This is a genomic window from Rubrobacter aplysinae (assembly GCF_001029505.1).
Taxonomy (GTDB): Bacteria; Actinomycetota; Rubrobacteria; order Rubrobacterales; family Rubrobacteraceae; genus Rubrobacter_A; species Rubrobacter_A aplysinae.
This window is the reverse complement of the sequence record NZ_LEKH01000008.1, coordinates 75,322-87,426: the sequence shown is the minus strand read 5'-3', so window position 1 is coordinate 87,426 and position 12,105 is coordinate 75,322. Positions and strand designations below refer to the sequence as shown.

Genomic DNA, 12,105 nt, shown 5'->3' with positions numbered 1-12,105 from the left:
ACCGCCCCGGCCGCGCCCGGAAACCTGGGATATTCGGGGTGTGGAGTACCGCTAGCTATAACGCTTGCGCAGCTCGCGCACGATGTTGCTGGAGTCCACGAGCACCTCGTCGCCGATGGTCAGGATCGGTATCGCCCGCTGCCCCGAGAGCTCTATGACCGTGTCCCGGCCGTCGGCGTCGGCGTCCACGGACTCGTAGCCCAGATCCAGCCGGTCTAGCTCTTTCTTCACGACCCGGCAGTAGGGACAGTAGCTCCCCGTGTACAACTTTATGGAACCTTCGCTCTGCTGTGCGACCGCCATCTCCGGCCTCCTCTGCTAATGGTTACGACGTATTTACGAGATATTGCAAAAAGAGTATAACTCACGCCGCCAGGGCCCTGGAGCAGCTCCGGTCTCGAACCGGGGGCCGGGCCCGGAGCGCCTGTATAATATCCTCGCGCCGCCGCTGCAGCCCACGACCGGCCGGAGGGTGTTTTGAGGCTCGGGGAGAGAGCCGTGAGCTATAGCAAGGAAGGCATACCGGCGGGCTTTCTCGCCCGGGGTGAGGCGGAGAAGCCCGGCCGCGTAATCCCCGGCCGGGTGGCCGTCGCAGCCGGTATCTTCGCCGCGCTGCTGTGCGCCCTCGTGGCGGCGGATTACCTGCTCAACTCAAACGAGATACATCGGGGAGTGAGCGCCGGAGAGGTGGATCTTGGCGGCATGACCCGGTCCGAGGCCCGCGCCGCTCTGGAGGATCACGCCTCGGAGAAGCTGAATGAGATAGCCCTGAAAGGCGCCGGAGAGCGGGCGGTGATACCGGCGGGCGAGATCGGGCTCCGCCTCGACGCCGCGACGACCGCCGGGCGGGCGTACGCCGTCGGGCGGGAAGGCGGCGTGTTCGCCCGGCTCCGGCAGCGTGCCGGGGCGGCGCTCGGGCTCACGCAGATACCGCCCGCCGTAGACTACAGGCCGGATGATCTGCGGGCCGAGGTCGAAGGAGTCGCCTCACGTCTCGGGGGCGGCTCTCCGGCCTCTCCGGGTGCTCCAGGGTCTGGAGGCGGCTCCGCGGTCCGGTTGGCGGGCTCCGGTGTCGAGCTTGTCGCATTCCGGGAAGGATACGAGGTGGAGGTAGGCGCGACGGTCGAGAGCGCGGAGCGGGCGATCCGGGACCTCAGCCCGGATGCGGAGCTTGCCGGGCAAAAGACAAAGTCCGGTCTCGACGCTTCCGGTAGGGAAGAGGCCCTGCAGAGGGCGCGCCGGGCGGTGGGGGAGCCGCTGGTGCTGGCCCGGGGCGACAGGCGGTGGACGCTCTCCTCGGAACGGGTGGCGGGCTCTCTGCGGCTCTCGGACGGAGATCTGGAGCTCGACCGTAAGGCTCTCGGCGGAGAGCTCTCCGCCGCGCTCGGGACGCTGGAGCGGGAGCCCGTGTCGGCCCGGCTCGTAAGCGGCGAGCGCGGCGGCGTGGAGGTGGAGCCGGCGGAGAGCGGGCAGGAGGTCCAGACGGAGCGGCTGCTGGATGAGATCGGGGCCGGAATCTTCGAGGGCCGTCACCGCTACGAGGTGCCGGTCTCAACCATGGCGCCGGACTTCACGACGCAGGAGGCGGAGGCCGCGAGGCCGAACACGATGCTCGGGGAGTTCAAGACGAGCTACCGGGTCTACGACGAGCCGCCCCGGGTGGAGAACCTCCGCACCGCCTCCGGCGCGGTGGACGGCACCATCCTGGCTCCCGGCGAGACCTTCTCCTTCAACGCGGCGACCGCCCCGATACAACGCTACGAGCCCTCTGCCGTGATCGTGGACGGCAAGATAGACACCGCCCTCGGCGGCGGACTGTGCCAGGTCGCCTCCACCCTGTACATGGCCGCGAACTACGCGGGTCTGGAGGTGGTGGAGCGTAGCCCGCACTACGCGGAGCTGCCGTACATCCGGCCCGGCTTCGACGCCACGGTGTGGTTCGGGTCCCTGGATCTCAAGCTCCGCAACAACACCGGCGGCTATCTGCTCCTCGAGGAGAGCGTGGAAGAAGAGACCGGCGAGGTCGTCTCCCGGGTCTATGGGCAGCCGACAGACCGTGAGGTGGAGATGTCCTCCCGCAAGCTCTCGGATAACGGTGAGACCACCCGCTGGCGGTCCACCCGGAAGGTAGTGGAGGACGGGAGCGTGGTCGAGAACGGCGCGCTGAACACGGACACCTACAAGCCCCTGGAGCCGGAGGCCCCGGCCCCGACCGGACGCGGAGCCTAGTTACCGGGAGCCGCCGGGCCTTACGCTCAGTCCCCGGAGATCTCCACGACAAGCTCCACCTCTACGGGCGCGTCGAAGGGCAGCTCGGCGACGCCCACCGCGCTGCGGGCGTGTAACCCGGCCTCACCCAGCGCCTCACCGAGCAGCTCGGAGGCTCCGTTCAGCACGGTGGGCTGCCCGTTGAAGCTTGGCGCGGAGGCGACGAACCCCGTTACCTTGACCACGCGCCGTATCCGGTCCAGCGTGCCCGGCCCGGCGGACTCGACCGCCGCCAGGGCGTTCAGGGTGCAGATCTCCGCCGCTTTCTGCGCTTCCTCGGGCGAGACGTTAGAGACGCCGTCGCCCACCTTGCCGGTGTAGGCCGGAGTCCCCTCGACCAGCGGGAGCTGGCCCGCGGTGAAGATCAAGTCCCCGGACCTCACGGCCGGCACGTAGGAGCCGGCGGGGGTGGGGGCCTGCGGCAGCTCGTGCCCCAGCTCTCGCAGACGTTGCTCGACGCTTCCGGAATTGCTCTCGGACATCTAGTTCAGCGCCTCCTCGTACTCGTCGGGGTCGTAGATGAGCTGGGGCTCGTCCGTGTACAGCGTCTCGGCGGCGGTCACCTCGCCGACGAAGACCGTGTGGTCCCCGGCGCGGACGGTGTCCAGCACGCGGCAGTCGAGATATGCCAGGCAGTCCAGGAGAAACGGGGCCCCGGCCGGGGTCTTGCCGTAGGGTATGCCCTGGAACTTGTCGTGGTACTCGCCGCTCGTGTCCCCGAAGTAGGTGGCGACGTTTACCTGATCCTCGCGCAGCACGCTCAGGGAGAACACGCTGCTCTCGGCCACGATGTCGCGGGTGTAGCGGTCGTCTCTAACCGCGACGGCGACGCAGGGCGGCCTCTCCGAGGCCCGGGTCACCCAGGCGGCGGCCATCGCCGTCACCTCGCGGCCGCGCCGGGAGCCGAGCACGTACACGCCGTGGGTGAGATAGCCGAGGGCCCCCGCTATGGATTCGTCGTCTCGAAGATCTTTCTCCACTGTATCCGTCCTATCTAACGCCCCTCACGCTGATCCCGTGGGCCAAGCGTGAGGCGAGCGGGTCGTGGACACCGTTGGTCGGGGACAGACTTCTCTAAATTTCTCTGAACTTCTCCGAGTTTCTCATAAGAGTATACTCCTCCGGGTGGCCGGTTTGTCCCTGAGTCTCGTTATTGGTCCTCGTGGTCCCCGCGGGGGCCGGGTGCCGGCGGGGGCCGGGTGGCGATAAACCTCTCTCTGGCGGGCGCGGGCGTGCTACAGGCGCTCGTGTACCTCTTGTTTATCCGGTCCGTGGACCTGTACGAGCGCGAGGCCCTGCGATACGTGCTGCCGGTTTTCATCTGGGGGTTCTCGGTCGCGGTGGTGTTCTCGCTGCTGTTCAACACGCTCTCCGCCGTCACGCTGACCGAGGTGGCGAGCGTGGACCAGAGGGTGGTGAGCTTCGTGACCGCCGTTTTCGTGGCTCCGGTGGTGGAGGAGTTCTGGAAGGGACTCGCGGTGTTCATAGTGTTCCTGGTCTCTTTTGTGGTGCACCGGCGGCGGGGGGTAGTCGAGTTCTCCGGCGTGATGGACGGGATCGTGTACGGTTCGGCGGTCGGCTTCGGGTTCTCTATAGTTGAGGACCTCCTCTACTACGCCCAGGCCGGGCCGGAGACTTTCGTGGTCCGCCGGCTCTTCGGCGGCTTCGCCCACGCCGCGTTTACCTCGCTCACGGGCATCGGCGTCGGGCTCATACCGTGGGTGCGCTACCGTTCCCTGAAGGTGCTCCTCCCGCTCGTCGGCCTCGGCGGAGCCATGCTCTTGCACGGGACTTTCAACTTCATGGCCTCGGTTTTCGGGCCCGCGGCCTACGTGGTGCTGCTCTTCGTGCTGGCGGGATACGCGGTGCTCATCGCGGCGTGGCTCTGGGTCGAGCGCCGGGTCATAAGAAACGAGCTCCGGGACGAGGTGGGGGGATCTATCAGCGCGGCGGAGTACGGGATATTGCCGACGTACTTCCGCCGCACCCTGTACTACGCGCGGCTCTTTTTCACGGGACACCCGATCGAGTGGCACCGTGCGCGCCAGGTTCACGCGGCGGCCGTGGACCTCGCTTTCACAAAGCGTCTATCGCGCATCTCGCACGCCGCGCCCCAGGAGTACCGGCTCCGGTACCTCAGAGGCCGCATCGCGGAGCACCGGGGGGCCGGCGCCTCCGTGTATGAGCCATGACGCGTGAGACGCGTGAGGCTCGTGAGAAGCGGGCCTCGGGCGTGGTGCTCGCCGGCGGCCAGAGCCGCCGCATGGGCCGTGACAAGCTGGCCCTTACCGTGGACGGCGTGCCGATACTCCGCCGGGTCTACGACGCCCTCGACGAAGTCTGCGAAGAGGTGGTAGTCGTGACCGTCGGAGACGAGGAGCCCGTCGGGTTGCCGGACGGGGCGCGGCTGGCCCGTGACATGCGCCCCGGCGGCCCCGGCGGCGGCGCTGCGGGCGCGGGGCCGCTGGCCGGTCTGGAGGCTGGTCTGCGCCAGGCCCGGTACCCGGCGGCGTTCGTGGCCGCGGGCGACATGCCGTACCTATCTCCGGGTCTCGTCCGGGAGACGCTGCGGCGGCTGCGTGCGGGCGGGGCGCACGCCGTCTTGCCCCGGTACAGAGGGCGTCGGGAGCCGCTGTGCGCCGCCTACGACGCGGGGGCGCTCGTCGCCGTGGGCGAGGCGCTGGATGCGGGGGTGAGCGCAATGCGGGAGCTCATAGAGCGGCTGCCGGAGGTGGAGGAGATCGCCGAGGACGAGCTGCGCCGGTTCGGGGAGCCGGAGCTGCTCCTGATGAACGTGAACTCGCCGGAGGATCTCGCCCGCGCCCGGGCCGTGACCGGGGAGAGAGATGGGTAAGGAGACTGGTAAGGGCTCTACAGGCGGCAGGATCGTCGGCGCCGGACGGGATCTTCTGCTCCTGCTGCGCGTTTACCGGGGCGGGCTGACGGCGCTCCTGCGGAGCAGACTTCCCGGATGCCGTACCCTGACCGTAGTTCTCGGAGCCCAGGTGCGTCCCGGAGGCGTGCCGAGCCGGACGCTGGCCTCGCGGGCCCGGCACGCGGGCAGGATGTACGCGCGGGGGGAGCTTGACGAGGAGGGGTGGATCGTCGTGAGCGGCGGCCTCGGGGACCATCCGCCGAGCGAGGCCGAGGTAATGGCCGGGATACTGGCCGGTGAGGGCGTGCCGGAGGGCCGGATCATCCGGGAGGCCGCCTCGCATAGCACCCGTCAGTCGGCTCACCACGTGGCGGTTATCGCGCGGCGGCTGGCCGTTGAGGAGGTCGTACTGGTCACGGACCCGTTGCACTGCGTGCGCGCGGCCGCGGCATTCCGGGCCGAGGGTCTGCGGCCCCGCCCGGAGCCCGTAACCGGGAGTCCCATGTGGCGGCAACCCGCCAAACGCCGGGCGCAGCTCGTCCGGGAGGCCGGGGCCGCGATCTGGTACCGTCTGTGGCGTCCATCCGGGTAGCGTCCGGCCCGCGCCACGCACAATCAGCCACGCGGCGTGAAAGCTCACAAACCCCCGTGACGGCATGGTGTACCCTGCGCCTGTCGCCGGTGGCGGCTAGAGACTTTCGCAGACGTTCTAGATTTCTGTTAGGAGCTGGAGAAGCTTTTGGGACCGTTCAGGACGGGGATACTCTACGGGATCGTAGCGGTGGTCGTGGCGTTGGCAGCCAATCTTCACTTCCTACTGCTCGACGCCTCGGGGACGCCGGGTTGGATCCTCGCCGTAATAGAGGACTTCCGCACCACGCTCGCGTTGGCCGCGTTCCTGATCATCGGGATACTGGCCGCCTTGCGTACCACCCCCGAGAGGCTGGATGAGGGCGTTTCCTACCGGTCCCTGCTGCTCCGTGACTGTACGCTGGCGGCCACCCTCGTTGCGGTTATAGTCGGCATCGCCCTGATAATCATGGTGTTCTTGCAGGCAACCGTGCTCTCCGGCCCCATGCAGACCTACGCCTCTGACGCCGCGCCGCGCATCGTCGCCTACATAGAGGAGCTCGGCGACCGGTTCTCCGACCCCGCAGAGCCCGTCACAGCGGCCCAGATCGAAGAGGATCTCGCCCCCCCGACGCTCGGGAGCCTCGGCCAGTCTATCTCCAACTTCGTGCTGCGCGCCCTGCTCCTCGGTGTCGCCGGAGCCCTGGTCGGACTACTCCGGGGCCGCCGCCTGGCCCGCTCCGAGGAGGCCGCCCGGAGGCCGTCGCCCGAGGAAACCAGGGACGAGAAGCAGTACCCCTACGAGTACCCCCACGGAGACAACGGTGCCGTCAGCCGTGATGGCGAGGAGGATGGCCGGAAAGAGTAGCTGAGGGGCGAGGGAGGCGGTTATAGAGAGGCCCCGGGGTTCTCCCCCGGGGCCTCAAGTTCTCCGGTTGCGTTCGCCGACGAGCCTACGAGGAGAGGTGATCCCCGGGGTTCAGGGCGTGCATGTCGACGCCGGGTGCGATGGCGTCTAGTTGCTTGCGGAACTCCTGCGGGGTGCCGGTAAACAGCGGGAGCACGTTCGGGTCGTAGTGGACCGGGACGGTGTGCCGGACGCCGAGCAGCCTCGCCGCGTGCGCCGCCTCGTAGGGGCCCATCGTGAGCCGGTCGCCTATCGGGAGTATGGCGAGGTCCGGGCGGTACAGCTCTCCGATCAGACGCATGTCGCCGAACAGGGCGGTGTCGCCCGCGTGATACAGCCTGAAGCCGCTCTCGAACTCGATAACGTATCCCACCGGCTCGCCGCCGTATATCAGGGAGCCGTCGTCATCTTGTATGGACGAGGAGTGGAAGGCGTTTGTCGCCGTGACCTTTATGCCGCCGGCCTGGGCGGTGCCGCCCTTCTGGATGGGCTCTGCGGCCTCTACGCCCTTGCCCTGCAGGTAGGTGTAGATCTCGAAGTTCGACACCGTCCTCGCGCCGGTCTCCTGGGCCAGCGATACGGCGTCGGCGAAGTGGTCGAAGTGGCCGTGGGTGATTAGCATCGTGTCCAGCTCGCCGATGCTCTTGAGCTCCTCCGGCGTGGTCGGGTTGTCCTGGATAAAGGGGTCCACGATGATCTGCTCGTCCCCGGGCGTGGTCAACCTGAACGTCGCGTGCCCGAGGTACGTGATCCTGACCCCGCCAAGCATCTCTTCCACGTGTTACCTCCGTATCGTGGCTGCCATACTCTACCTGTCTTGAAACCTCTCCCGCACGGACCAGACATACCGGAGCCCGGCGTGTGGGCCGTCGCGGAAGTCTGGGCTCCGCCGAATAGCGTACCGTACATTTACAGGCGTTGTGTGGAGCTCTGGTTATCTGGAGCCAGATACGGAGCCGGATGCACCGCCCGGCGGTCTCATCCTCGCCCGGTCTCTGGAGCTCGACGCTGCCTTGCTACACCTTCGAGCGCGCTCTAAGGCAAGTAAAAGTCAAGTGAGGCAAATCTTTGTGCAGCCTGCACAGGGAACTCGCGCAACGCCTCGTCTAGCATGAGCATTATGGTGAGGAGCTCCTATACACGGGACCGGCGCGGCCGGAGGATGCCGGTGCCCGCCGGTGCCCGCCGAGCGGTGATGCTGCTGGTCCTTGCGGTCTGCACGCCGGCCTTCGCGGCGGGGTGCGGGGGCTCTGCTTCGGGGCAGCCCGCCGGGGAGAAGACGCTAACCGTGTTCGCGGCGTCCTCGCTCTCGGACGCCTTCGGTGAGATCGCGGGGGACTTCGAGCGGGAGAATCCGGGGGTGGAGGTGAGGCTGAACTTCGCCGGGAGCTCGACGCTGGCGGCCCAGATCCGCCAGGGCGCGCCGGCGGACGTGTTCGCATCGGCGGATGGTCCCCAGATGCACTCCGTACGGAGTACGGGGTTTACCCGGACCGAGCCGGTGACCTTCGCCACCAACCGTGAGGTCGTGATAGTGCCGGAGAGTAACCCGGCGGGCATAGAGAACTTTGGAGATCTCTCGCAGCCCGGCACGAGGCTCGTGCTCGCCCAGGAGGAGGTGCCCGCCGCCGAGTATGCCGAAGAGATAGTTTCCAGAGCCGCCGGGGAGCCGGAGTATGGCGAGAGCTTCCAGAGGAGCGTACAGGGCAACGTGGTCTCCAGAGAGGCCGACGTGCGGGCCGCGGTGGGCCGGGTGGCCACCGGAGACGCCGACGCGACCTTCGGATACGCCTCTGACGTTACGCCGGAGATCCGGGACGACGTGCGGGTGGTCGAGATCCCCCCCGGTCTCAACGTCCCGGCTTCCTACCCGATAGCCACCCTCGAATCCTCCGAGAGCCCGGCTCTGGCCCGGAAGTGGGTGGAGTTTACGATCTCCGAGAAAGGCCAGGACTCCCTCGATAGCTGGGGCTTCGAGACCGTTGACGGGTAGCTTCGCCCGGCTGCCGGGGACTGAAAGACTTTGAAAAAAGGCGAGAGGCGCGAGCGGGACAATCCACGAAAGCTGCGTAAGCGGCGGAAGCGGGGGCTGTCCGGGGCTCTCTTACGGCGTGAGGGGATCGCCGGCGGGCTCGCGATAGCCGCGCTCGGGCTGCTGGCGGGGTTCATAGCGCTGCCGCTCGTGAGCCTAGTGGTGTGGACGGTGAGCGAGAACGCGTGGGGCGCGATGGCCTCGCCCGTCGCGCTACAGGCGCTGGCCCTGAGCCTGAAGACCACGGCGGCCACGATGGCGATCCTGATCCTACTCGGAACCCCGGCGGCGTATCTGCTTGCCCGGTACGAGTTCCCCGGAAGCCGGGCCCTGAACGCCCTTATAGAGCTCCCGATAGTCCTGCCGCCCTCGGCGGCCGGGATCGCGCTGCTCCTCGCCTTCGGGAGGTTCGGGCTCGTGGGGGAGCCGCTCTCGGCCCTCGGGATAACGGTCAGCTTTACCACGGTCGCCGTCGTGATGGCCGAGCTCTTCGTCGCCGCGCCGTTCTACGTGCGGCAGGCCGCCACGGGCTTCGCCGGGGTCGAGCGCAGCGTTGAGGAGGCGGCGCTCGTGGACGGGGCCGACCGGCTAGCGGCCTTCTTCCGGGTGACGGTGCCGCTCGCATTCCCGGCGCTGGTCGCGGGTGCGATCACGGCCTGGGCCAGGGCGCTCGGGGAGTTCGGGGCGACTATAGTGTTCGCGGGCAGCCTTCCGGGCGTTACCCAGACGGTGCCGCTCGCGATCTACGCCGTGTTCCAGGGCGACCTGGACGCCGCCGTCGCGCTATCCGTGCTGGTGCTCGGGTTCGCCTTCGCCGTGATCTTCACCGTCAGGTATCTGCTCAGGGCCGAGACGACCCGGCTATAGCCTTTGCTTCAGGCGGTGTCTTTAGGCCGTCTCGCCATCCTCGGTCATGAGCATCACGTCGGTGGCCTTTACCAGCGCGACGACCCGCTGGCCGGGCTCGAGACCTAGCTCGTCGGCGCTCTCGCGCGTGATCAGGGACACGATGTGGTTGTCCCCGACCTGGAGCGAGACCTTCGCCGTGGTGTCTCCCTTGACCACCTCGTTTACCGTCCCGGGCATCCGGTTTCGCGCGCTCATCCTGCTCATTTGTCCTCCTCGTCGGTCTCTTCGTGCAGCGCCAGCAGAGCCAGCCTCAGGGCCAGCCTGTCCAGGTTGTCCCTGTAGTCTAGCCCGGTAAGCTCCCGGACGCGCTCCAGCCGGTAGGGGACGCTGTTGCGGTGCAAGAAGAGCCTGTCCGCGGCCTCGCTGGCGTTCTCCGAGCACTCGAAGAAGACGGTGAGGGTCCGGAGGAGGTCGCCGCCGCGCTCGCGGTCGTGGGAGATCAGCGGGTCCAGAAGCCTTTGGAAAGGCTCCAGGCTCGGAGAGCGCGCGAGCTCTTGCAACAGGGAGCCGATATCCGGCAATCGCTCTCCTCTACAGGTCCGGGGACATTCTGAGACCGCCTCCGCGCCACGTCAGCCATAACAGCCGCATCAAGCTACATTAAGCCACATTATATGGGAGCTACGGGAGCCTGCGAGAGGAGTGAGATCCGGGCTCCGGCCGCAAAACGCGGGCCGCCGAGCTAATATGTGCCCCAGGGACAGAATCGGGATACGAGCGGGGGGACCTTGGGTTATCTGCCGATAGAGGATCACGGAGTGATAGGGAACTTGCACACCGCCGCGCTCGTCGGGGCGGAAGGGACCATAGACTGGCTGTGCCTGCCGGCCTTCGACTCCCCGAGCGTGTTCTGCTCTATCCTTGACGACGAGAAGGGCGGGCATTTCTCCCTGCGGCCCACCGAGTACGCCCGCAGCCAGCAGCTATATCTGCCGAACACGAACGTGTTGCTGACCCGCTTTCTCTCACCCGAGGGCGTGGTCGAGATACTGGACTTCATGCCCGTACCCGAGCGGGAGGATGACCGGCACCGCCTGATCCGCAACGTGCGCTGCGTCCGGGGCGAGATGACGCTCGACGTCGAGTGCAGCCCGGCCTTCGACTACGCCCGCGCCGACCATAGCCTCACCTCCGGAGAGAGCGGGCTCGTGTTCGAGGGGGCCGGGCTGCGCCTCGGGCTCTCTGCCGACGTACCCCTCTCGGAAGGCGGAGGTGGCGATACAGGAGGCAGCGCCCGGGCCCGGTTCTCCCTGAAAAGCGACGAGAGCGCGACCTTCGTTCTTTCAGAGCTAGAGGACGGTGAGGGGCCGGAAGCCGCGCTTTTGGAGCAAAGCTTTGAGGAGCTACTGCAGGATACGCTCGACTACTGGCGAGGTTGGATCTCCAAGTGCACCTACCACGGTCGCTGGCGCGAGGAGATATACCGTTCCGCCCTCATGCTGAAGCTCATGGTCTACGCGCCGACCGGCGCCCTGGTTGCCGCGCCCACGATGGGCCTACCAGAGAGCCTCGGAGGCGAGCGCAACTGGGACTACCGCTACGCCTGGCTCCGCGACGCGGGATTCGCGTTGTACGCCCTGATCGCGCTCGGATTCAACGAGGAGGCCGGGAGCTTCATGAACTACCTCCGCGACCGCTGCGGCGACGGCTCCGCGGAGGGGCTCCTGCAGCCGCTATACGGCATAGACGGCCGCTCCCAGATACCCGAAGAGGAGCTAACGCACCTCAAGGGATACCGGGAGTCCAGGCCCGTGCGGGTCGGCAACGACGCCCACGGTCAGCTCCAGCTCGACATCTACGGCGCGGTCCTGGACGCGGCGTATCTGTACAACAAGCACGGCGCGCCCCTGGACTACGACCTGTGGCAGCGGCTGCGTCGGCTGCTGGACTGGCTTTCGGAGAACTGGGACCAGCCGGACGAGGGGATGTGGGAGGTCCGGGGCGGCCGCCAGCACTTCGTCTCCTCGAAGCTCATGAGCTGGGTCGCCCTGGAGAGGGCCGGGCGTATCGCGCGCCAGCGCGGGCTCCCGGCCGGAGAGGGAAACTGGCTAACGGAGCGGGACAGGATCTACGAGCAGATCATGGCGGAAGGCTATAGCTCGGAGCGGGAGAGCTTCGTCCAGCACTACGACACCGACGCCCTGGACGCCTCACTGCTCCTGATGCCGCTCGTGAAGTTCGTCGGCCCGACCGACCCGCGCTGGCTCTCGACCCTGGACCGCATCCAGGAAGAGCTCGCCCACGACAGCCTCGTCGATCGCTACGAGGTGGGTGACTCGGCTCCGGACGGCCTGGAGGGCGAGGAGGGCAGCTTCAGCCTGTGCTCGTTCTGGCTGGTCGAGTGTCTCACCCAGGCCGGCAGGCTCGAGGAGGCCCGGCTCGCCCTGGAGAAGATGTTCTCCTACTCCAACCACCTCGGGCTCTACGCGGAGGAGGTCGGCAGCTCCGGCGAGGCCCTGGGCAACTTCCCCCAGGCCTTTACCCACCTCGGTCTCATAAGCGCCGCCACCAAGCTCGACCGGGCGCTCGGGTAAAAGGCGGAGG

Annotated in this window: 14 protein-coding genes; 8 read left to right on the top strand and 6 right to left on the bottom strand. The window is 67.6% G+C overall.

Annotated features, from left to right (window positions below; genetic code table 11):
- Positions 1-51: 51 nt before the first annotated feature.
- A complete protein-coding gene (locus ABD53_RS09750) occupies positions 52-303 on the bottom strand; it encodes a glutaredoxin family protein (protein WP_047865587.1) in 252 nt (83 codons plus the stop codon).
- A gap of 195 nt (positions 304-498) precedes the next feature.
- Between ABD53_RS09750 and ABD53_RS09745 the strand changes: the two genes are divergently transcribed.
- Positions 499-2,229, top strand: coding sequence for a VanW family protein (locus ABD53_RS09745; protein ID WP_152670716.1), 1,731 nt, complete (start codon positions 499-501; stop codon positions 2,227-2,229).
- A 26-nt stretch (positions 2,230-2,255) separates the two neighbouring features.
- On the opposite strand, the gene ABD53_RS09740 is transcribed toward ABD53_RS09745, so the two are convergent.
- Positions 2,256-2,750 (bottom strand): RidA family protein, encoded by a 495-nt coding sequence (locus tag ABD53_RS09740; protein ID WP_047865585.1) that lies wholly within the window; start codon positions 2,748-2,750, stop codon positions 2,256-2,258.
- Positions 2,751-3,248 carry a flavin reductase family protein gene (locus ABD53_RS09735; RefSeq protein WP_053057894.1) on the bottom strand — a complete coding sequence of 166 codons (498 nt, stop codon included), beginning with the start codon at positions 3,246-3,248 and terminating at the stop codon, positions 2,751-2,753.
- Between the two features lie 219 nt (positions 3,249-3,467).
- Between ABD53_RS09735 and ABD53_RS15955 the strand changes: the two genes are divergently transcribed.
- From ABD53_RS15955 to ABD53_RS09715, 4 genes are all read left to right on the top strand, one after another.
- Positions 3,468-4,460: a PrsW family intramembrane metalloprotease gene (locus ABD53_RS15955; protein ID WP_053057893.1), complete on the top strand. Its 993-nt coding sequence runs from the start codon at positions 3,468-3,470 to the stop codon at positions 4,458-4,460.
- Entirely contained in the window at positions 4,457-5,122 is a 666-nt protein-coding gene (gene mobA / locus ABD53_RS09725) for a molybdenum cofactor guanylyltransferase (protein WP_047865584.1), read from the top strand. Before ABD53_RS15955 ends, mobA begins: the two co-directional genes overlap by 4 nt.
- The gene (locus ABD53_RS09720) at positions 5,115-5,735 is read left to right on the top strand and encodes a YdcF family protein (protein WP_053057892.1); all 621 of its coding nucleotides are present in this window, start codon (positions 5,115-5,117) and stop codon (positions 5,733-5,735) included. The genes mobA and ABD53_RS09720 overlap by 8 nt, the downstream gene beginning before the upstream one ends.
- 147 nt (positions 5,736-5,882) lie before the next feature.
- Entirely contained in the window at positions 5,883-6,581 is a 699-nt protein-coding gene (locus ABD53_RS09715) for a hypothetical protein (protein WP_047865583.1), read from the top strand.
- A gap of 85 nt (positions 6,582-6,666) precedes the next feature.
- On the opposite strand, the gene ABD53_RS09710 is transcribed toward ABD53_RS09715, so the two are convergent.
- Positions 6,667-7,389: a metal-dependent hydrolase gene (locus tag ABD53_RS09710; RefSeq protein WP_047865644.1), complete on the bottom strand. Its 723-nt coding sequence runs from the start codon at positions 7,387-7,389 to the stop codon at positions 6,667-6,669.
- A 399-nt stretch (positions 7,390-7,788) separates the two neighbouring features.
- Here ABD53_RS09710 and modA point away from each other — a divergent pair, with 399 nt between their 5' ends.
- Together modA and ABD53_RS09700 are read left to right on the top strand one after the other, a co-directional pair.
- Positions 7,789-8,613 carry a molybdate ABC transporter substrate-binding protein gene (modA, locus tag ABD53_RS09705; RefSeq protein ID WP_160309667.1) on the top strand — a complete coding sequence of 275 codons (825 nt, stop codon included), beginning with the start codon at positions 7,789-7,791 and terminating at the stop codon, positions 8,611-8,613.
- Between the two features lie 30 nt (positions 8,614-8,643).
- Positions 8,644-9,519 carry an ABC transporter permease gene (locus ABD53_RS09700; RefSeq protein ID WP_235401513.1) on the top strand — a complete coding sequence of 292 codons (876 nt, stop codon included), beginning with the start codon at positions 8,644-8,646 and terminating at the stop codon, positions 9,517-9,519.
- A 21-nt stretch (positions 9,520-9,540) separates the two neighbouring features.
- Here the strand turns inward: ABD53_RS09700 and ABD53_RS09695 are convergent, their stop codons facing one another.
- A complete protein-coding gene (locus tag ABD53_RS09695) occupies positions 9,541-9,765 on the bottom strand; it encodes a TOBE domain-containing protein (protein ID WP_084709485.1) in 225 nt (74 codons plus the stop codon).
- Complete coding sequence (locus tag ABD53_RS09690) at positions 9,762-10,082, bottom strand: PucR family transcriptional regulator (RefSeq protein ID WP_047865582.1); 321 nt, start codon at positions 10,080-10,082, stop codon at positions 9,762-9,764. Before ABD53_RS09690 ends, ABD53_RS09695 begins: the two co-directional genes overlap by 4 nt.
- Before the next feature lie 237 nt (positions 10,083-10,319).
- Between ABD53_RS09690 and ABD53_RS09685 the strand changes: the two genes are divergently transcribed.
- Positions 10,320-12,095 carry a glycoside hydrolase family 15 protein gene (locus tag ABD53_RS09685; protein ID WP_235401511.1) on the top strand — a complete coding sequence of 592 codons (1,776 nt, stop codon included), beginning with the start codon at positions 10,320-10,322 and terminating at the stop codon, positions 12,093-12,095.
- Positions 12,096-12,105 lie beyond the last annotated feature (10 nt).